We start from the raw sequence: 20,622 nt of genomic DNA on the forward strand, positions 1-20,622 counted from the left end.
AACTTACCCGCAGAATACCACTTTTCACCGCAAAACATAAGAATTTATAACAACAACCAATTTATCAGTAAGTTAACTTGTGCGCTGATTGTTATTTATACAACAAAACACTACATACTGTGCCTTTTTGCTCACTATGTATCAGTAAGTTACGAAAAATAGTGAATGGCATTGCTGTCCATTATCACAGCAGGAATTGCTTCTGTCTATCGCGGCATAACAAGAAAATAACAGTAAATAGTCGATGCTGTTTTATCAAAGGGCGTCCCGTATTGCCCGTTTATATGCAGCAGTCCGGTTCAGGCCGATAGGATACTCAGTGACGAAACCTTTTTTCTGCACAGTTGGCTTTTTGATGTACCTACGCACTGTTGCGTAATTCAGCGAGGCATTACCTCATTATTTGACTAAGTATTATCCTGGTTATTTTACCTAATTTTATTCCCCTAAAATCCTGGTATTCTGGAATGGCAGTTATTTCAAACTGTAAACTAACGTTTAAATCTAAAATCCTTAAATACTATTTGAATATGCTATTAGCCCCTTTTTATCTTAAGGGGCTTTTTTTATCTTCTCCGCTTCTATCTTCTGTATTGCCCGCTTATCGTGATTTCAGCTGGTAATGTATTTCATGGCATCAGCGGGAACAGGGGCAACAGCACATTCACTGCCTGTTTTGATAACAGTGTTAACGTTGACATACTCTGTGAATAGCCACGGATAATCCAGATACTTCCGGGCCGTTGATAATATTAGTTTTAACATACTGTTAACGTCGGCCAGATATATCAGCTCCGGGTATTTTCAGCTGAACGCGCCCCGGCAGAAAACGGTCATTATATCGGTTATTTCCGGCATATTCCGCCGGTAAACAAGACCACCGTCATTTTTTATCTTACGCAGTAATGCCATAATCCGCACATTGTGTTTTCTGTTAACAACCTGATGAGCTGAAAATGACCTTCGAGTGGTGGTTTGCCTATCTGATGACATCCGTGATTGTCAGTCTGTCCCCCGGTGCAGGCGCCATTAACAGTATGACAACCTCTGTCAATCACGGCTACCGGGGCGCGATTGCGGCCATTGCAGGGTTGCAGACCGGCCTGATGATGCTGATTATACTGGTCGGTGTCGGCCTGGGGACATTGCTGTCACAATCGGTTCTGGCTTTTGAAATACTGAAATGGGCCGGTGCGGCCTATCTTATCTGGCTGGGGATCCGCCAGTGGCGGGCAGCGGGAACCATTGAACTGAGTACACAGGCGGCAACGCTGTCACGCAAAAAGCTGTATCAGAACGGCGTGCTGGTGAATATCTCGAATCCCAAAAGTATTGTTTTTCTCGCCGCACTGTTTCCGCAGTTTATTATACCGCACCAGCCCCAACTGATGCAGTATCTGATTCTGGGGATCACCACGGTGGCGGCTGATATTATTGTGATGACAGGGTATGCCGTACTGGCACGTCAGATTGCGGTATTTATCAAAAGCCCGGCGCAGACCCGCACCATGAACAAAGTGTTCGGATCATTATTTATGCTGGTCGGAGCCCTTCTGGCCTTTACCCGTCCTGCATGAGCCGGAATACACCCCGTGATTTGCGGGGCGTTATACCACTACTCAAAAACATCATTAATAATACAGGTCACCACTGCGGTGCTAAGTGCAATAAGCACTGAATCGTCACCGGCAATTTTCCGCTCATCGCCCGGATAGTACGGCAGGCGGTCACGCATATGGACAGGCACTGACGGTAATAGTGGTCTCCCTGATCATCCTGATTATCCCTGTGCTTATAATAACCATGCTCATGCTGATACTCATTCCGGTAACCATGTCCTTTATCGTGGCCCCGGCCCGCAGAATTACGCAACAGGATATCCGGACAACATAATTCGCCACTGTACTGAAAATTGGTTATCATCCCCTTCCGCTTTTTACCCGGATAACCCGATGTCTGACATTACCGATACCTTTATCGCCCCGCCGTGCCCTGAGCAAATTGATATCCTGTATCAGGACGAACACCTGCTGCTGATTAATAAACCGGCCGGGCTTCTCAGTCTTTCGGGAAAAAATCCGCAGAATCTGGATTCTGTGCATTACCGGCTGGTGCAACTGTTTCCCGGCTGCACACTGGTACACCGGCTGGATTTCGGTACATCCGGGCTGCTGGTGGTTGCCCGCAACAAAGCTATCAATGCCGCGCTTTGTCGTCAGTTCAGTCAGCGTACAGTGCAGAAAGGTTACAGTGCCCTGCTGTGCGGACATCTGAATGAGAATGAAGGAATCATTGATGCGGCGATTGCCAAAGAGCCGGCATTATTTCCGCGCATGACGATATGTGCTGTCCGGGGAAAACCGGCCCGTTCACATTATCAGGTGACTGAGCGCTTTTATTATGAAACTGAAGACAGGCTCTCTCTGCCGGTCACACGGGTGACACTGACACCGGAAACCGGCCGTACACATCAGCTCCGCATTCATTGTCAATATCTGGGCCATCCGATTTTAGGGTGTGATCTCTATGGCGGGAAACTATTGCCGGGCACCGGAAATATTCCGCGGCTGATGCTGCATGCCGGTGAACTGGATTTTGTGCATCCGGTCAGCGGCGAACCGCTTAGTGCCCGCAGCCCCTGTCCGTTCTGAACAGGGAAGCAGGCAGATGCGGATCACCACATCAAATCATCCGGGATTTTAAAATCAGCATACGGATCGTCTTCATCCGCTTCGTCCTGCGCCAGCGCATTATTTAACACAATGCTTTCCGCATCACGCTGTGTGATTTTATCCGCAACAACCGCCGGGATAATGGCATATTCACTCACACTGCTGTTTTCCGTGCTTAACCGGGCAATTGCCAGGCGCCCGCTGATCAGCTGAGACTGTGTGGTTTTGTCCACGGCAATGCTTTTAATCACGTTGTTGTCGGTGAAATTAAAATCAATATTGCCTTTTGAAATAATAATCCGGTTCATTTCAATCAGCTGTTTCACCTGAGCTTTATATTCTCTGGATAAAACAGCCTGTTTTTGCTGCTCACTCAGCTGTTTATCACGCTCAAGCTGCGCTTTTTTATTCTCTTCCACCGCTTCTCTGGCTTCACGGGCCTGAACACGCGATTTTTTTGCTGTTCTGCGGACTTTGTCCATTTTTTTGCTGGTCACCAGTCCGGCTTTCAGCATCTGCTCTTGTAATGTGAGTTTTGTCATTGTCTTTTCTGAATCAGTTTAATATTGCAGGTAATTATACCGGTAATTTTCAGGATTGTATCCGGCACGTCAGGCCAGCTGCATTTTCAGCCAGTAACCCTGCTGGCACAGACTGAAAAATTCTTTGTGCTGCGGAGAAACCGTTTTCGCGTTATCCCCGGTGACAGACCAGACAATCCACTGCTCCGGACACTGTTCATCTCCGGTCCGTACGGCAGTTTCAATCTCCTCACGGCACATCAGCTCAATACCATCGCGGAACTGCCATTTGCGGACCCGCCGGGTCACTTCAGAAAGTTCATCTGTCTGATAATGGTCACAAATAGCATTGCAATCAGTATGGTTTTGTATCGCGCGGGAAATATAGTCTGCCAGCATCGTGATCATTCTTGTACTTTTGTCATAGCGGGGATTGTAAAGGGTCTGCGGCCGGTTGACAAACGACGGCCGCTGTCACGCTTTCTGTAAAATTGTTAAATTTGCGCGGATTTCAGCCGGTAAACCCGTTATATTTAAGATTCCGCAGTCATACGGGGAAGACAGAATGAAACGCTATTATAACTGGATCTGCCGCCATAAGCTGTACACCCTGCTTATCGCCTTTATTGTGACGGATATCATTCTGTGGGCGATTTTGTCTTTCACCATGTGAATAACATCCCCCCGGTATTTCACGCTGTTTTTTATGACAAAACTTGTTAAGATAATTCGCAGAATAATAACAGTAACCCGTCCGTGACGAGGTTACTGATTTAACCTTAACAAGGAGAATGCAATGTCGTTTGAATTACCTGCACTGCCTTATGCAAAAAATGCATTAGCGCCCTATATTTCTGAAGAAACACTGGAATACCACTACGGCAAACACCACAACACCTATGTGGTTAATCTGAATAACCTGATCAAAGGCACCGCGTTTGAAGGTAAGTCACTGGAAGAGATTATTAAAACTTCTGATGCCGGTGTCTTTAATAACGCAGCCCAGGTCTGGAACCACACGTTCTACTGGCACTGTCTGGCACCAAACGCCGGTGGCGAGCCAACCGGTAAAATTGCTGATGCGATTAACAACACGTTCGGTTCATTTGCCGAATTCAAGCAGCAGTTTACCGATGCCGCAGTGAAAAACTTTGGTTCCGGCTGGACATGGCTGGTGAAAAAAGCAGACGGCAGCCTGGCTATCGTCAATACCTCTAACGCGGCAACCCCGGTCAGCGGTAACGACAAACCCATCTTAACCGTCGATGTCTGGGAACACGCTTATTATATCGACTACCGCAATGCCCGTCCTAAATACCTGGAAAACTTCTGGGCATTAGTGAACTGGAAATTTGCGGAAGAAAACCTGGCGTAACCCGTAAAAAGACTGTTGACCAAGAAAGGGCGGAAAATTCCGCCCTTTTGTATTGATGGGGTGTATCAGAAAAGCATTGTTGCAAATAATACGATCATAACCAGTGCCGCAACTGCGGTTGACAAACCATATTTCAGATCTGTATCCATTCCTATCTCCAAAATAGCTGCTTAATGACCAATGATGATTACCTGACATCCTGAATCATCAGAATAATTAAAACGGATGGTCTGAGCGGAAAACCCGAATAGCTGACCATATCAATAACCATAGCACAGGTAATATTTTTTACTTTTGACCCGGATCAGACAACAATGCCTGTTTTTACAGAAATTTTTCTATTGTTACCGCATAATGGCACTATAATAGCAATCGATTAACCGAATAATAAAATACAGACCGGCAGGTCAGGAGTTGTTTTCATCATGGCAACGATTAAAGATGTGGCTAAGCGCTCGGGCGTCTCTACCACAACCGTCTCCCATGTCATTAATAATACCCGTTTCGTTGCGGAAGAAACGAAGGCGGCTGTCTGGGCTGCTATCAAAGAGCTGCACTATTCACCGAGCGCTGTGGCGCGCAGTCTGAAAGTCAATAACACCAAGTCCATCGGGCTGCTGGCCACCTCCAGTGAAGCGCCGTATTTTGCGGAAGTGATTGAGGCGGTGGAAAACAGCTGCTACAGCAAAGGCTATACCCTGGTGCTGTGCAACTCTCACAATAATCCTGACAAACAGAAAGCCTACCTGGCAATGCTGGCACAAAAGCGGGTCGACGGTCTGCTGGTGATGTGTTCTGAATATCCGGATCAGCTGATTGCCATGCTGGAAGGCTACCGCAATATCCCGATGGTGGTGATGGACTGGGGCAAAGCGCGCGGGGATTTCACCGATGCGATTATTGATAACGCCCTGCACGGCGGTTATCTCGCCGGCCGTTACCTGATTGAACGCGGTCACCGTGATATCGCGGTTATTCCGGGGCCGCTTGAGCGGAACACCGGCGGCAACCGTCTGGAAGGATTCCGCAAGGCAATGAAAGAAGCAGGAATTACAGTGCGCGATGAATGGATTGTCCAGGGCGATTTTGAACCGGATTCCGGTTATCAGGCGATGGCACAGATTTTATCCGGCAAACAGCGCCCGACCGCGGTATTCTGCGGCGGTGATGCCATGGCAATGGGCGCGATTTGCGCTGCCGATGAAATGGGGCTGCGTGTACCGCAGGATATTTCTGTGATCGGGTATGACAATATCCGTAACGCCCGTTACTTTACCCCTGCTCTGACCACCATACACCAGCCGAAAGAACGGCTGGGACAGATGGCGCTGACCATGCTGCTCGACCGTATCGTCAACAAACGCGAAGATGCACAGACCATTGAGGTGCATCCGCGCCTGGTCGAACGCCGCTCCGTGGCGGATGGTCCGTTTATCGATTACCGCCGCTGAGGATCAGCGCAGCCATTCGGCATTGAGTGTACTGCTGTCCCCGAGATAATCGAGCAGCCAGCTCAGTGCCGGCGAAGTGTCTTTATCCACCCAGGTGATGCAGCACGGACTGTCCGGCAGCGGCTGCTCTATTTTCAGCGCTGCCAGTCTCCCTTTTTCAATCAGCGGATCGGCGCGGTGCGCCGGCATCATTGCCACACAAAGTCCCGATTCCACACAGGCAATCCCGCGATCCCAGTCCGGCACCACCAGGCGGCGCTGATTATCCAGTGCCCACGTGTCGCGCTTCGGCAGGGAACGTGAGGTGTCTTCCAGACATAAGCTCGGGTACGGTACCATCTCCTCATTGGTCAGGACATGACCGGCAGAGGCCAGCGGATGATCCGGACTGACCACCGCACGCCATGGCATAAACCCCATGTCACGGAAATTATAACGCTCGCCGATAGGGGATGCGCGTGTCGCGCCGATGGCCACATCCACCCGTCTGTCCACAAGCGCATCCCACACCCCGTTAAACACTTCCGGATAAATATACAACTCGATATCCGGAAAATGATGATAAAAATCCAGCAGAAGTCGCGTTATCCGTTCCGGTTTTACGATACAGTCAACGGCGATACTGAACTGCCCGCGCCAGCCGTTGGCAATCATCTGGCACTGATGGCGTGTGGATTTCATTTTTTTGATAACATCACGCGCTTCTTTGACAAATAATGCCCCGGCAGGTGTCAGTTCAACATCCCGGTGACGCCGTTCAAACAGCGGAACCGCCAGCCACTCTTCCAGCTGACGGACGCTGTAGCTGATGGCAGAAGGCACCCGGTGCAGTTCCTCTGCCGCCGCACTGAAACTGCCTGTCCGCGCCACAGCATCCACCACATCCAGCGTATATTCTGACCACATAATCCTTCCTTTCAAAAAATTTCACTGCAGTGTGCAAATAATAACGTTTTACAAGGGAAAACTCGAATAGTTAAAATATCAACTCACGCATTACACTTATTTAACATTCAGGTATTTCTCTGTGACTGTCAATAAATCGCCTTCCCGCGGCTTTCTCTTTTATCTCGCCGGACTCAGCATGCTGGGTTATCTCGCGATTGATATGTATCTGCCTGCATTCGGTATGATGCAGGACTCTCTGAACTCCACTGCCAGCGCTATCAGCGCCAGTCTGAGTATCTTCCTGGTCGGCTTTGCCATCGGCCAGCTGTTATGGGGACCACTCTCCGATAAAATCGGCCGCAAGCCGGTTCTGCTGATGGGTCTCGGTCTGTTTGCCCTGAGCTGTCTGGCCATGGTCTGGGTTTCCACCCCGGCGCAGCTATTATTACTGCGCTTTGTGCAGGCGGTCAGCGTCTGCTCCGCAGCGGTCACCTGGCAGGCGCTGGTTATCGACCGTTATGATGATCACCGCGCACAGCGTGTCTTTGCCGCGATTATGCCGCTGGTGGCACTTTCCCCGGCACTGGCGCCGTTACTGGGTGCATGGCTGCTCAACCACGGCGGCTGGCATGAAATTTTCCTCGTACTCGGCGGGATCACCCTGCTGATACTGATCCCGACCCTGATGCTGAAAGAAAAGCGCCATATCGCACCGGATGCAGCCAAAACAGAAAAACAGAAAATCTCCTTTTTCCGTTTGCTGAAGTCCCCGGTCTACAGCGGTAACGTGCTGATTTATGCCGCATGCAGTGCCGGTTTCTTTGCCTGGCTGACCGGTTCGCCGTTTATTCTGCGCGATATGGGTTATAACCCGAATGATATCGGCCTGAGCTATATCCCGCAGACGATCGCCTTTATGGTCGGGGGCTACGGCTGCCGTGCCCTGCTGTCGCGGATTAACGGTAAAACCCTGCTACCGTTCCTGCTGGCCGGTTATGCCGTCAGCATGATCGGGTTGTATGTTATGGCAAAATTCAGCAACCCGTCACTGGTGGCGATCCTGATCCCGTTCTGCTTTATGGCGGCAATGAATGGTGCGTCTTACCCGATTGCGGTATCAAACGCCCTGGCGGTTTATCCGCAGCACAGCGGTAAAGCGGCAGCATTGCAGAATGCCATTCAGCTCGGTTTATGCTCTGCGATCAGTTTTCTGGTCTCCGCGCTGATGCATGACCCCCTGCTCTCCACCACCGCAGTTATGGCGGCAACCGTGGTACTGACTATCGGCGGTTATATTATTCAGCGCCGCTCTTCGCGCACCTCCGTGACTATTGCGGAACAAAATCAATAGACTGAAACAAGTCTTAAGAATATTCCTAATTGCGAGCCGTACTCATGTACGGCTTTTTTTGTCATTGAATTTTAATTTCAGGCTCCTATACTTTTCTGACAATTCGTTTTAAATCCGGATTTTGAGCTTTGTTTTTGTCTTAACGATCACGTTAATACGCAGACTGTCACCCGTTGACGGCCAATCACACCGGTTCTGTTGTTCCCGCGCAAAACGTCATGAATAAAGCACTCAGAATCCCGCTTTGATAAAAATTGGAGATAATATGAGTTCTGATTGTGTCGAAAATCAAAAAACGCCTGCTGATTCCTGGCAGCGGATTGCCTCCGATCTTTTAGACGAAGCCGGCATTGAGGTTAATGGTTCCCGTCCTTTTGATATTCAGGTGCATAACAGCCAATTCTTTAAACGGGTTCTGCAACAGGGCTCGATGGGACTGGGTGAAAGCTATATGGATGGCTGGTGGGACTGTGAGCGGTTAGATATTTTCTTTCAGCGGGTATTACGCGCCGGACTGGAAAATAAACTGCCGCAGAATATCAACGATATTATAAAAATCGCCATGGCCCGCCTGCGTAATCTGCAAACCAAAAAACGGGCGCGGATTGTCGGCGAAGAACATTATGATCTGGGTAATGACCTGTTCGAACTGATGCTCGACCCGTATATGCAGTATTCCTGCGGTTACTGGAAAGATCTCAGTGATGACCCTGCCAATCTGGCGAAGGCGCAGGAGCAGAAGCTGCATCTCATCTGTGAAAAATTACAGCTGAAACCGGGTATGCAGCTGCTGGATATCGGCTGCGGCTGGGGCGGGCTGGCGGCGTATGCCGCGAAACACTTCGGTGTGTCGGTGACCGGTGTGACCATTTCCGCCGAACAGCAGAAATATGCTCAGGCACGCTGCACGGATCTTGACGTAAATATTATCCTCGAAGATTACCGCGATCTGCATGAGCAGTATGACCGGATTGTCTCCGTCGGAATGTTTGAGCACGTCGGGCCGAAAAATTACGCCACCTATTTTGATGTGGTTAAACGTAATCTGAAACCGGACGGCTTATTTTTACTGCATACCATCGGTTCAAACCGCAATAAAGTGAATGTGGATGCCTGGATCGGCAAATATATTTTCCCGAACGGTTGTCTGCCGTCTGTGCAGAATATCGGCGACAGCAGTGAAAATAAATTAGTGATGGAAGACTGGCATAATTTCGGCGCTGATTATGACCGGACACTGATGGCATGGCATTCCCGTTTTCAGGCGGCCTGGCCGTCACTGGAAAATAATTACACGCCGCGCTTTAAACGGATGTTCACCTATTATCTTAACGCCTGCGCCGGTGCATTCCGTGCCCGTGATATCCAGCTGTGGCAGATATTATGGAGCCAGCAAGGTTGTGAGGGCGGATTGCGCGTTCCGCGCTGAATATCATATCCGTAATAATCAATCCGGTCTGACAAAAATCAGTACCGGATTTTTTTATCTGAATACAATCAGTCCTGCGGTTTTTCTGTTGGTGCCGGTGGTGTCAGGCTTTCCTGCAACTGCTGTATTTTCTGCGCCAGCACCCGCTCAGTGGTATCAACAATCGCCTGGGTCTGCGGATCCAGCTCAATATTCACTTTATCACCCAGCCGTTTTTTACCCAGCGTGGTGCGCTCACGGGTTTCCGGGATCAGATGCACGCAGAAACGGTTATTCACCACATCCCCGATAGTCAGGCTGATACCGTCAATACCGACAAAGCCTTTATGCAGAATATATTTCATCAGGGCTTTATCTTCGATACGCAGCCAGATCTGATAATTATTTTCAGAGACAAAAATCTTGGCAATTTCCGCCGTGGTAACAATATGACCGGACATAATATGCCCGCCGATTTCATCACCGTATTTGGCGGCTCTTTCCAGATTGACCACATCGCCGGTTTTAATGCTGCCGAGATTGGTCAGTCTTAAGGTTTCCTTAACCAGATCAAAACTGATTAAATCCCCGTCTATTTTTGTGACTGTCAGACAGCAGCCGTTATGTGCCACTGATGCGCCCGTTTCTATCCCGGCCAGCATATCCGGCGGGAATTTCACAGTGTGAGTACGAAAGTTTTCTTTTTCTTCGATGGCGACAACGGGGCCTTTGCCTTGTACAATCCCGGTAAACATGCGGATCTCCAGTCAGTATTCGGATAGATTTATGCAGTTTATCCTGAAACAAAGAATTAAACAGCCCTTCCCGTTACATCCCGCACATTTAATTGTATTGGCTTGTATTTAATTAATCGTTAGAATGATTTTTCCGCCTGATCCGGTAAATGTATTACGAATCCCGGAACGTCTTTCCTCCTCCTTTTATCAGAATAAATAAGGTGTATTACGTGCAGAAGTATTTGAAAGAAGCGCGTACTTTGCTGGCTCTTGGTATTCCCGTTATTATCGCGCAGTTTACACAGACAGCGATGGGCGTGGTTGACACTGTGATGGCCGGCAGAGTCAGTGCGACAGACATGTCCGCCGTGGCTGTCGGTACCTCCATCTGGCTGCCCGCTATCCTGTTCGGTCACGGTCTTCTGATGGCGCTGACCCCGGTGGTCGCGCAGCTCAACGGCTCCGGCCGCCGTCCGATGATTGCCAATCAGATCCGTCAGGGTATGTGGCTGGCGGCATTTTTGTCCGTTCTGGTCATCGCGGTGCTCTATAACAGCCGCTACATTATTGAAAATATGCCGCATATTGACCCGGTTCTGGCTGAAAAAGCGGTCGGATTCACCCACGCTATTATGTGGGGTGCACCGGGTTACCTGTTTTATCAGGTGCTGCGCAGCCAGTGTGAAGGGTTATCAAAAACCAAACCGGGGATGGTGATTGGTTTTCTCGGCCTGCTGGTGAATATCCCGGTCAACTATATCTTTATTTACGGGAAATTCGGTGCGCCTGCTCTCGGCGGTGTCGGGTGTGGTGTCGCGACCGCTTCCGTGTTCTGGGCAATGTTCCTGTTTATGCGCTGGTATGTGAAACATACGCGTTCACAACGGGATGTGCAGCCGAAAAGCCGCTTCAGCCCGCCGGACTGGGCAGTAATAAAGCGGATCACCCAGCTCGGCCTGCCGATTGCCCTGGCGCTGTTTTTTGAGGTCACGCTGTTTGCCATTGTAGCCCTGCTGGTTGCGCCATTAGGAGTCACCGCAGTCGCCGGACATCAGATTGCCCTGAACTTCAGCTCACTGATGTTTATGTTCCCGATTTCACTGGGGATCGCCACCACTATCCGTATCGGCTTTAACCTCGGAAAAAGTTCCACGGAAAAAGCGCGGGTATCCGCCTATACCGGGCTGGGTGTCGGGCTGATGATCGCAGCTATCACCGCCCTCTTTACTGTGCTGTTCCGTGAGCCTATCGCCCTGCTGTATAACGACAATCCGGAAGTGGTGATTATGGCCTCCGGCCTGATGCTGTTTGCCGGTATCTATCAGCTGTCGGATTCCGTTCAGGTCATCGGTGCCGGTGTGCTGCGTGGTTATAAAGACACGCGCGCCATCTTCTATATCACCTTTACGGCTTACTGGATCCTCGGCCTGCCGTCCGGTTATCTCCTCGGACTGACGGATCTGGTGGTACCGGCGATGGGCCCTGCCGGGTTCTGGATCGGTTTTATCATCGGATTAACCGCCGCTGCCATCGGTATGGCATGCCGGATCCTGTGGTTACAGAAACAGCCGGACAGTTTTATCCTGCAACGCGCCGGTCGTTAACCGCTTTTTGGCAGGGGAAATGCACAGTTTTCAGTCCGATAGCATTAAATACGAGCAGTCGGACAAGAAAATGTGTTTTTCCCCTTGCAAGAACCGGATCTGATCGTTAATATTCGTCCCCGTTGTCAGCGAAGATATTAAAGAATGCGTCCATAGCTCAGTTGGTTAGAGCACCACCTTGACATGGTGGGGGTCGGTGGTTCGAGTCCACTTGGACGCACCATTTAATTCGCAAAGCAATTATCACACAGTGCGTCCATAGCTCAGTTGGTTAGAGCACCACCTTGACATGGTGGGGGTCGGTGGTTCGAGTCCACTTGGACGCACCATTTCTCAGCGGTTCCGTTTTACCTTCCTTTTCAGTTCATCCGATTTACCGTCAGTTCCCTTTCTTCTGTTTTCACTGTACCTCTGCGTAGCAATACGGCTGATTTCTTGCGTTACCGCAAGAATGTCTCCCGCCATCGCTTACGTAATCATCCGATAGCTGCGATCCGGACAGCATGATATAAGTTAGTAAGATAATTAATCAAAGGATGTATAGAAAAAATCAGATCATTTCCGGATCGTTATCCCGGTAACATGGATAGCATTGGTATTGAAATAGTCAGTAAAGCATACGGTATTAAAGGAAAAACTGTGGAAGAATATGAAAATGTTAATCCGCAACAAAATGCCTCTCTTAAATGGCTTGTGTCTGAATTACTGGATTCTATGGATATTTCAGCATCTGAGGTGTACAGACATCCTGATGTGGGCAGAAAAAATGAAACAGAAGCGAGCACAGCATCATGGTAAAGATGAAATACATTCTGTTACTTTTAATCGCTATTATGCCTAATGCATTGAACGCTATGACTTTGAAAAATATAGAAATTAAAGACACCGGCATTACGGTTACCAAAGATCCTGCTGAAGGTGAAATAAACGCCTGTAAAAAATTCAAACCAACGAAGAAACAACTTATCGAATTTTTTAAATCATCTGAAGTGTCGAAAGAAAATAAATGGTTGCATGAATATTACTCATCATGTGTATCAACCGGAAATGTTGAGTTAGAAAATGGTGTATCCGGAGAATGGGTTCTGCAATCCAGTGGTCTTGCTATGGTAATCCCGGACAATGGCGATTCCATTTATTTTTTCAAAAAAAATAATTCATGGGAAGACCCGATGGCAGGTACTTACGGGTTAGATAACTAATCTGATTTTAATAAAAAATATCAGCTAATTGCATGAGTCCACTGGTAATATACACAGCCGTCATGTTCAGATATCATTTTGATTTAAAGAGGTACACAGGTAATACCAGGCAACCGAAAAAACCAAAATGCTAAAATTTCTGATTTTATGATTCAAATCACACTAATAACCCTCTATAATGCCCGCATAGTTGTTGAATGGATTCAGCTTGCTGATTTACAAGCACTGAAACAGAGAGGCGTGATGAAAAACACGCTATACTGAATCTGTTTTTTTACAAAAACGACTAATTTTAATAACCGGGGATCACGACAATTGCCTGTTCTTACTCATACGGTGTGAATACAGGCGGTTGTTCACTATTTACTCTCAATAACTGTAGATGGGCTGTCATGAAAAAGACGAAAATTGTTTGTACTATCGGACCTAAAACCGAATCAGAAGAGAAACTCGAAGCACTGTTAGATGCCGGCATGAATGTTATGCGTCTGAACTTCTCCCACGGCGATTACGAAGAACATGGTCAGCGCATCAAAAATCTGCGTGCTGTCTGTGCACGTACCGGTAAGAAAGCAGCCATTTTACTGGATACCAAAGGCCCTGAAATCCGTACCATCAAACTGGAAGGCGGCAATGATGTCGCGCTGGTGGCGGGTCAGACCTTTACCTTTACCACGGATAAATCTGTCATTGGCAACAATGAGCATGTTGCCGTCACTTATGCGGGATTCGCACAGGATCTGAAACCGGGCAATATCGTTCTGGTCGATGACGGCCTGATCGGCATGCGTGTCAAAGAGACCACCGCAACAGAGGTTATCTGTGAAGTTCTGAATAACGGTGACCTCGGTGAAAACAAAGGGGTTAACCTGCCGAATGTGTCTATCGGCCTGCCGGCCCTGGCAGAAAAAGACAAACAGGATCTGATTTTCGGCTGTGAACAAAATGTTGATTTCGTTGCCGCTTCCTTTATCCGTAAACGTTCCGATGTGGACGAAATCCGTGCTCACCTGAAAGCCAACGGCGGCGAACATATCCAGATCATCTCCAAGATTGAAAACCAGGAAGGGATGAACAACTTCGACGAAATCCTCGAAGCTTCTGACGGTATCATGGTTGCCCGTGGTGACCTGGGCGTTGAAATTCCGGTGGAAGAAGTGATTTTCGCGCAGAAACTGATGATCGAAAAATGTAATACCGCCCGTAAAGTGGTGATTACCGCGACTCAGATGCTTGACTCCATGATCAAAAATCCGCGCCCTACCCGTGCGGAAGCCGGTGACGTTGCCAACGCCATCCTCGACGGTACCGATGCAGTTATGCTGTCCGGTGAAAGTGCCAAAGGGAAATATCCGGTTGAAGCTGTCAGCATCATGGCGACCATCTGCGAGCGCACTGATCGCGTGATGCACAGCCGTCTCGGCGATTTACCGGCCGGTAAAAAACTGCGTGTGACTGAAGCGGTCTGCCGTGGTGCGGTAGAGATGTCAGAAAACCTGGATGCTCCGCTGATTGTGGTGGCAACCGCCGGTGGTAAATCCGCGAAATCTGTCCGTAAATACTTCCCGAAAGCCCCGATTCTGGCACTGACCACCAACGAAACCACAGCCCGTCAGTTACTGCTGGTGAAAGGCGTGACCACCAAACTGGTGAACGAATTCTTATCAACCGATGATTTCTACCGTATCGGCCGTGAAGCAGCGCTGGAAAGCGGTCTGGCCACCAACGGTGAAATCGTGGTGATGGTATCCGGTGCATTAGTGCCGAGCGGCACCACCAATACCTCATCCGTACAATTACTGTAATATTTTCAGCATTATCTGAATTAATGAGAGCACCCGCTGCACGGGTGCTTTTTTTATTCTAAACTGTAAGGGAACAGGAAATGAAGCAACGGGCCGCAGAATAATTGCCGCTTTCTGAATACTGAGTGATACCTCGCTGTCTTATCAGACTCCGCATCAGATTATTTGGTTGAGAATTACGCAATTGCCGTTTTTTTTTGATTTATTTTGCGGTTTCAGGAAAATTATCTTTGTAAACGCTGAATTTCTATTCTCTTTCCCTATTGAAATGTGTAATATCATTACTGCTACTTGGTGATTAACTTTAATCTAGAGGGTATTAAAATGGGTCGTTCTAAGATTGTATTAGGTGCTGTAGTTTTAGCTTCTGCATTATTAGCAGGTTGTTCTTCTAACGCTAAATTTGACCAACTGGACAACGACGTTAAGACGCTGAATGCCAAAGTTGATCAACTGAGCAACGATGTTAACGCAATCCGCGCTGATGTTCAGCAGGCTAAAGACGAAGCAGCACGCGCTAACCAGCGCTTAGACAACCAGGTTCGTTCTTACAAAAAATAATTTGTAATCACTACCTGAAGAACAGGTGGCGTAGCATATATTATGTTACGCCATTTTTTATGCCTGCGATTTACGCCGGACATAAAAAAACCGCCTCACAACGGAAGCGGTTTTCATCTGTCACAGCGTAAGAGCGATATTACTCTGCAGTGTTTTCCTCACGGACAATCGGACCCGGCTGGGTTAACTGACCCGGTGCGAAATCAGCCGGTTGCAGATTCAGCGCTTTCACTTCCGCTTCTTCATCCATTTCCACCGGTGCAAAGTTGGTTTTCTCTGCCGGTACCGCTTCCTGCTTATACTGCGCGTCACGGCTGACATTGACCGGCATACCGGAGCGGCGTGCAATCGCCTGCTCAACGATGGCGCTGTTGGTATCCGGAGACTGAATAAAGCTGGTCAGTCCGGCGGAACGGGCAATCGGCATAGTCTGCGGATCGTCATTCTTATTACGGGACAGCGGCTGATGCACTTCCACATAACGCTGACCATCCGGCTCAATGGCATATTTCACCGGCTCATTCACGATCTGAACCCGCGTACCTTTCGGAATGGTGTTAAACAGCGCTTCGATATCATGCGGACGCAGACGGATACAACCGGAGCTGACACGCATACCGATACCAAAATCCGCATTGGTGCCGTGGATCAGATATTCACCGCGACCGTGTGCCAGACGCAGTGCAAACAGTCCCATCGGGTTTTCCGGACCGGCCGGGATTACAGCGGGTAAAGTGATCCCCTGTGCGGCATAGGCTTTACGGATATTCGCGGTTGGTGTCCAGGTCGGATCTTTGATCAGCTGGGAAACAGACGTGGTCATCACCGGGGTATCGCGCCCCAGCTGGCCGATACCAATCGGGTAAACCCGCACGGTATTGGTGCCCTGCGGGTAATAAAACAGACGCAGTTCCGCCAGGTTAATGACAATGCCCTGATGCGGGGTGTCCGGCAGGATCAGTTGTGACGGGATAATCAGTTCGCTGCCGGGTTTCGGCAGATACGGATCTGTCCCCGGATTAGCTTCCAGCATTGCCAGCAGGCCGATGCCGTACTCTGCTGCAATCGCTTCCAGTGAGCGCCCGTCATCCGGCACAATATAGGTGACGTTTTCACCGATGACCCGGCCCTTGTCCGCAGGGAGTTGATATTCGGTTGCCCGGGCTGTTAACGCAGTGACCGCTAACAACAGCCCGCCCAGCAACGGGAGAATTCGTTTCATTCCAGATCCTCAGCTGATGGTATCAAAAAATACGTGGCCGCTTTCCGGCCACGCCAGGTAATATATTATTAGCAGAGTAAGTAAAAGGGAACGATGTTTTATCTCATTTGCTGCGTGTTTTGTATGATTGTTCTGACCATGGCGTTCAGCCCCTGAGTACGGGACGGGGTCAGATGGACAGAAAGTGCCAGTTCCGAAAAGATCTGTGCGATATCCAGGTCACGGATTTCCGCCGGTGTTTTCCCCTGATACAGCGCGATAACCAGCGCCACCAGGCCTTTGACAATCGCGGCGTCGCTGTCACCGGCGAACCAGACCCGCCCTTCCTCATCCTGTTGCATGATGATCCAGACCTGACTCTGGCAACCCGATATTTTATACTGCGGCTGCCGCTGTTCCTCTGTCAGCGCCGGTAATTTTTCCCCCAGCTCAATCAGATACAGATAACGCTCCTCCCAGTCATGACAACGGGAGAAATTGCGCAGTAATTTTGCCTGATCCGGCAGCGTAATTTTCATCAGGATCCTTAACCCAGCAGTTTGGCAGTACGTTTCAGTGCGTCCGTCAGTATATCAATATCAGCTTCCGTGGTGTAGAGCGCCAGTGAGGCACGGCACATGGCACTGACACCATAGTGCACCAGCAGCGGTTGTGCGCAGTGATGTCCGGTGCGGACAGCCACGCCGTAGCGATCCAGAAATGCACCGGTATCAAAAGCATGGTGCACCCCGAGGTTAAAGGCGATCACCCCTTCCCGCTGTGCATTGCCGTACAAAATAATGCCGGGCACCTCTGCCAGCCGGGTCAGTGCATACTGCATGAGTGTGTGCTCATACGCTGCAATCTCCGCCATCCCGGTGTTATTCAGATAATCCAGCGCGGCTCCCAGGCCGATAATGCCCTGGATATTAGGCGTTCCCGCCTCAAAACGCCACGGCACATCCGCATAGGTAATGCCGTTTGTCAGGCTGACCTCTGCGATCATGGCACCGCCGCCTTCGCGGGGCGGCATGTTATCCAGCAGCGATTTGCGTCCCCACAAAATACCAATGCCGGTCGGCCCGTACAATTTATGGCCGGAAAATGCATAGAAATCACAATCCAGCGCCTGAACATCCACCGGCTGATGCATGGCGCCCTGAGCGCCATCCACCAGCACCGCCAGTTCTCCCCCGGCGGCACGGCTCAGTTCGCGTGCCTGCGCAATAATCGCTTTCACCGGGTTCACAGTGCCGAGCACATTAGATAGATGGGTAAAGCTCAGCAGCCGGGTGCGGTTATCGATCAGCACCGGTAGTTTACTCAGCACCAGAGTGCCGTCATCCGCCATCGGTAACACACGGATTTCAATCCCCGCACTCTCTGCCAGCATATACCAGGGCACAATATTGGCGTGATGTTCCATCTCCGTGATAATGATATTGTCACCATCATTGCAGAACGCACGGCCAAAACTGTCCGCCACCAGATTGATGGCTTCCGTGGTGCCTTTGACAAAAATAATTTCTTCCGTCTGCGGTGCATTGATAAACGCCGCCGCTTTCTGCCGCACCGCTTCCGTGGCAGCCGTGGCCTCTGCACTTAATGTGTGAATGCCGCGGTGAACCGCGGCATAATGGTGAGCCGTAAAATCACTCACCGCATCAATCACCTGCTGAGGTTTCTGGGCGCTGGCAGCACTGTCGAGATAAACCAGTGGTTTGCCGTTCACCTCCCCGGCCAGTACAGGGAAATCGGCCCGTAATTGTTGCACAGGATAACTCATGACTGTTTATCCCCCTGATCCAGCGACTGACGGATACGCGCCATCACAACCTTATTCAGAACGTCATCGCTGATCGTATCAGTCAGTTCTGCGGCAAACGCGAGGATGATCATCTGCTTCGCGGCTTTTTCTGCGATCCCGCGTGTACGCAGATAAAACAGCTGCTCTTCATCAATCCGCCCGACCGTTGCACCGTGGCTGCATTTGACATCATCGGCATAGATTTCCAGCTGCGGTTTGGTATCGATTTCCGCTTTCCGGCCCAGCAACAGGTTATTGTTGGTCATCTGTCCGTCTGTTTTCAGTGCATGCGGCGCCACTTTGATCATGCCGTTAAATACCGCGCGGCTGTTATCCATCACAATGGTTTTATGGCGCTGGCGGCTTTCACAATACCCTTTGTTATGTTCCAGGTACGTGCGGGTATCGGCAATTTCGCCGTGTTTCGGCAGTACCAGGCTGTTCATGGCCAGCACAATCCCTTCACCGTTAAGCTGTGTGCTGGTGTGATGCCGGGTCAGTTTGCCACCGAGCAGGAAACTGGTGCTTTCCACACGGGCATGGGCGGCGATCACCAAATCATTGTGGGCGAAATGGTACGCCTGCGGGTTTTCAAACCCCAGTTTCAGATGGCGGAAGTCACTGTTTTCCCCCACTGCCGCGGTCATCCGCGCTCCGGTGAAATGGGCGGATTGTTCATCCGGACTGATAAAGTGCTCAATCACAGAGACAGCCGCATTCGCGCCGATATCGAGGTGATAACGGCTGTGGCGCATATTCAGGGCATCATGATGTGCCGTTGAAATATTGACGATATACAGGGGTTTTTCCGCCTGTGCGCCTGCTTTCACGCGGATCATTAACGGTGTTTGCGCCAGGCTTTCAGTCAGGTGCAGGAAAATCTCGCCGTTAACCGGTGCCGGAAATTCACTGCGACTGTCAGCCACTGACAACTCAAACACACCAAAATCCGCATCACTCCACTGCGGGGCAAACACACCGTCCACCAGCACCACGCGGCTGGCATTCAGTGAAGTCAGCACAGCCTCCGGTAAGACATTCAGTGTTCCGGTCTTATCCTGATAATCTGCCTCCAGCAATGGTGTCAGTGACGTATAGTGCCAGTCTTCCTGATGAAATGCCGGGAACCCGGTTTTCTGGGCCTGCTGCCAGTGCTGTGCAGCGTGTCCGGAGAGCGGATGCTGCCCGGTAAGCTGCGCTATCCGCCCCATTGCCGCTGTATTGCGCTCACTGACCTCACGGCGTTTCAGCGCACGTTCACTGTTGGTCAATAAGCCAGCCATATCCCTGCTCCTCCAGTTTTTTCGCCAGTGAGAAATCACCGGATTTGATGATCTTGCCCTGATACAGCACATGAACAAAGTCAGGCTTCACATAATCGAGGATGCGCTGATAGTGAGTAACAATAATAAAGGCGCGCTCCGGGCTGCGCAGCTGATTCACCCCGTTAGCCACGGTTTTCAGGGCATCGATATCCAGCCCGGAATCCGTTTCATCGAGAATACAGAGCGATGGCTCAAGGGCAGCCATCTGCAGGATATCGTTACGCTTTTTCTCACCGCCGGAGAACCCGACGTTCACCGCACGTGTCAGCAGATCCTGCGGCATATTCAGCAGCTCAATTTTATCTTCGATAAAATCAGCGAAATCAAAGCGATCCAGTGCCTCTTCACCACGATATTCGCGCACCGCATTGACTGCAGTTTGCAGGAAGAACTGGTTACTTACCCCGGGAATTTCCACCGGGTACTGAAAGGCGAGGAAAATCCCTTCACCGGCACGATCTTCCGGTGCCAGTTCCAGCAGGTCTTTACCTTTAAATGTGACGGTTCCGCTGTCAATTTCATACTCTTCCCGGCCGGCCAGTGTGGCAGACAGGGTACTTTTACCGGAACCATTCGGCCCCATAATGGCGTGGATTTCCCCCGGTTTCACATCCAGTGATAACCCTTTGAGGATTTCGTTACCTTCCACGCTGACATGCAAATCTTTTACGCTTAACATAATGTACTACTCCGTCCTGCCGGTTATCCCGCAGG

The 20,622-nt window shown here is 49.9% G+C and carries 22 protein-coding genes and 2 tRNA genes; 13 read left to right on the plus strand and 11 right to left on the minus strand.

Annotated elements, in window-relative coordinates; translation table 11 throughout:
* The first annotated feature begins 956 nt into the window (after nt 1-956).
* Complete coding sequence (rhtB, locus tag U868_RS0108905) at nt 957-1,577, plus strand: homoserine/homoserine lactone efflux protein (RefSeq protein ID WP_025152985.1); 621 nt, start codon at nt 957-959, stop codon at nt 1,575-1,577.
* Nucleotides 1,578-1,644: 67 nt separating this feature from the next.
* On the opposite strand, the gene U868_RS26340 is transcribed toward rhtB, so the two are convergent.
* Nucleotides 1,645-1,923: a hypothetical protein gene (locus U868_RS26340; protein WP_162817222.1), complete on the minus strand. Its 279-nt coding sequence runs from the start codon at nt 1,921-1,923 to the stop codon at nt 1,645-1,647.
* A 29-nt stretch (nt 1,924-1,952) separates the two neighbouring features.
* On the opposite strand from U868_RS26340, the gene U868_RS0108920 reads away from it, so the two are divergent.
* The gene (locus U868_RS0108920; protein WP_025152986.1) at nt 1,953-2,651 is read left to right on the plus strand and encodes an RluA family pseudouridine synthase; all 699 of its coding nucleotides are present in this window, start codon (nt 1,953-1,955) and stop codon (nt 2,649-2,651) included.
* Nucleotides 2,652-2,674: 23 nt separating this feature from the next.
* Here the strand turns inward: U868_RS0108920 and U868_RS0108925 are convergent, their stop codons facing one another.
* Nucleotides 2,675-3,214, minus strand: a complete 540-nt coding sequence (locus U868_RS0108925; RefSeq protein WP_025152987.1) for a DUF2058 domain-containing protein — start codon at nt 3,212-3,214, stop codon at nt 2,675-2,677.
* A gap of 69 nt (nt 3,215-3,283) precedes the next feature.
* Nucleotides 3,284-3,592: a hypothetical protein gene (locus U868_RS0108930; protein WP_025152988.1), complete on the minus strand. Its 309-nt coding sequence runs from the start codon at nt 3,590-3,592 to the stop codon at nt 3,284-3,286.
* Nucleotides 3,593-3,989: 397 nt separating this feature from the next.
* Here U868_RS0108930 and sodB point away from each other — a divergent pair, with 397 nt between their 5' ends.
* A complete protein-coding gene (gene sodB / locus U868_RS0108940; protein WP_025152990.1) occupies nt 3,990-4,568 on the plus strand; it encodes a superoxide dismutase [Fe] in 579 nt (192 codons plus the stop codon).
* Between the two features lie 65 nt (nt 4,569-4,633).
* On the opposite strand, the gene U868_RS26345 is transcribed toward sodB, so the two are convergent.
* Nucleotides 4,634-4,717: a YnhF family membrane protein gene (locus tag U868_RS26345; RefSeq protein ID WP_108695365.1), complete on the minus strand. Its 84-nt coding sequence runs from the start codon at nt 4,715-4,717 to the stop codon at nt 4,634-4,636.
* Between the two features lie 276 nt (nt 4,718-4,993).
* Here U868_RS26345 and purR point away from each other — a divergent pair, with 276 nt between their 5' ends.
* Entirely contained in the window at nt 4,994-6,019 is a 1,026-nt protein-coding gene (gene purR, locus U868_RS0108945) for an HTH-type transcriptional repressor PurR (protein WP_025152991.1), read from the plus strand.
* A gap of 3 nt (nt 6,020-6,022) precedes the next feature.
* Here purR and punR read toward each other — a convergent pair whose 3' ends face one another.
* Complete coding sequence (punR, locus tag U868_RS0108950; RefSeq protein ID WP_025152992.1) at nt 6,023-6,925, minus strand: DNA-binding transcriptional activator PunR; 903 nt, start codon at nt 6,923-6,925, stop codon at nt 6,023-6,025.
* Nucleotides 6,926-7,046: 121 nt separating this feature from the next.
* Here punR and punC point away from each other — a divergent pair, with 121 nt between their 5' ends.
* Together punC and cfa are read left to right on the plus strand one after the other, a co-directional pair.
* Entirely contained in the window at nt 7,047-8,258 is a 1,212-nt protein-coding gene (gene punC, locus U868_RS0108955) for a purine nucleoside transporter PunC (protein WP_025152993.1), read from the plus strand.
* 265 nt (nt 8,259-8,523) lie between these two features.
* On the plus strand, nt 8,524-9,687 hold the full coding sequence (gene cfa / locus U868_RS0108960; RefSeq protein WP_025152994.1) for a cyclopropane fatty acyl phospholipid synthase: 1,164 nt from the start codon (nt 8,524-8,526) through the stop codon (nt 9,685-9,687).
* Between the two features lie 68 nt (nt 9,688-9,755).
* On the opposite strand, the gene U868_RS0108965 is transcribed toward cfa, so the two are convergent.
* Nucleotides 9,756-10,421, minus strand: coding sequence for a riboflavin synthase (locus tag U868_RS0108965; RefSeq protein ID WP_025152995.1), 666 nt, complete (start codon nt 10,419-10,421; stop codon nt 9,756-9,758).
* Nucleotides 10,422-10,633: 212 nt separating this feature from the next.
* Between U868_RS0108965 and U868_RS0108970 the strand changes: the two genes are divergently transcribed.
* The 7 genes from U868_RS0108970 (at nt 10,634) to U868_RS0109005 (ending at nt 15,575) form a co-directional block, all read left to right on the plus strand.
* Nucleotides 10,634-12,007: an MATE family efflux transporter gene (locus U868_RS0108970; protein ID WP_025152996.1), complete on the plus strand. Its 1,374-nt coding sequence runs from the start codon at nt 10,634-10,636 to the stop codon at nt 12,005-12,007.
* Nucleotides 12,008-12,153: 146 nt separating this feature from the next.
* A tRNA-Val gene (locus U868_RS0108975) sits at nt 12,154-12,230 on the plus strand.
* A gap of 29 nt (nt 12,231-12,259) precedes the next feature.
* A tRNA-Val gene (locus tag U868_RS0108980) sits at nt 12,260-12,336 on the plus strand.
* A gap of 253 nt (nt 12,337-12,589) precedes the next feature.
* Complete coding sequence (locus tag U868_RS0108990; RefSeq protein WP_025152997.1) at nt 12,590-12,805, plus strand: peptidoglycan recognition protein family protein; 216 nt, start codon at nt 12,590-12,592, stop codon at nt 12,803-12,805.
* Entirely contained in the window at nt 12,799-13,209 is a 411-nt protein-coding gene (locus tag U868_RS0108995; protein ID WP_025152998.1) for a hypothetical protein, read from the plus strand. Before U868_RS0108990 ends, U868_RS0108995 begins: the two co-directional genes overlap by 7 nt.
* Nucleotides 13,210-13,601: 392 nt before the next feature.
* Nucleotides 13,602-15,014 carry a pyruvate kinase PykF gene (gene pykF / locus U868_RS0109000; protein ID WP_025152999.1) on the plus strand — a complete coding sequence of 471 codons (1,413 nt, stop codon included), beginning with the start codon at nt 13,602-13,604 and terminating at the stop codon, nt 15,012-15,014.
* Nucleotides 15,015-15,338: 324 nt separating this feature from the next.
* A complete protein-coding gene (locus tag U868_RS0109005; protein WP_004239093.1) occupies nt 15,339-15,575 on the plus strand; it encodes a major outer membrane lipoprotein in 237 nt (78 codons plus the stop codon).
* Between the two features lie 139 nt (nt 15,576-15,714).
* On the opposite strand, the gene U868_RS0109010 is transcribed toward U868_RS0109005, so the two are convergent.
* The 5 genes from U868_RS0109010 to sufC form a co-directional block, all read right to left on the minus strand.
* Nucleotides 15,715-16,797 carry a L,D-transpeptidase family protein gene (locus U868_RS0109010; protein ID WP_025153000.1) on the minus strand — a complete coding sequence of 361 codons (1,083 nt, stop codon included), beginning with the start codon at nt 16,795-16,797 and terminating at the stop codon, nt 15,715-15,717.
* Nucleotides 16,798-16,895: 98 nt separating this feature from the next.
* A complete protein-coding gene (gene sufE, locus U868_RS0109015; RefSeq protein WP_024473245.1) occupies nt 16,896-17,315 on the minus strand; it encodes a cysteine desulfuration protein SufE in 420 nt (139 codons plus the stop codon).
* A gap of 8 nt (nt 17,316-17,323) precedes the next feature.
* A complete protein-coding gene (gene sufS / locus U868_RS0109020) occupies nt 17,324-18,562 on the minus strand; it encodes a cysteine desulfurase SufS (protein ID WP_025153001.1) in 1,239 nt (412 codons plus the stop codon).
* A complete protein-coding gene (sufD, locus tag U868_RS0109025; RefSeq protein WP_025153002.1) occupies nt 18,559-19,866 on the minus strand; it encodes a Fe-S cluster assembly protein SufD in 1,308 nt (435 codons plus the stop codon). The genes sufS and sufD overlap by 4 nt, the downstream gene beginning before the upstream one ends.
* Nucleotides 19,841-20,587, minus strand: a complete 747-nt coding sequence (gene sufC / locus U868_RS0109030; protein ID WP_025153003.1) for a Fe-S cluster assembly ATPase SufC — start codon at nt 20,585-20,587, stop codon at nt 19,841-19,843. The genes sufD and sufC overlap by 26 nt, the downstream gene beginning before the upstream one ends.
* Nucleotides 20,588-20,622: the final 35 nt, after the last annotated feature.

This window comes from Morganella morganii H1r, assembly GCF_000633515.1.
Taxonomy (GTDB): domain Bacteria; phylum Pseudomonadota; class Gammaproteobacteria; order Enterobacterales; family Enterobacteriaceae; genus Morganella; species Morganella morganii_B.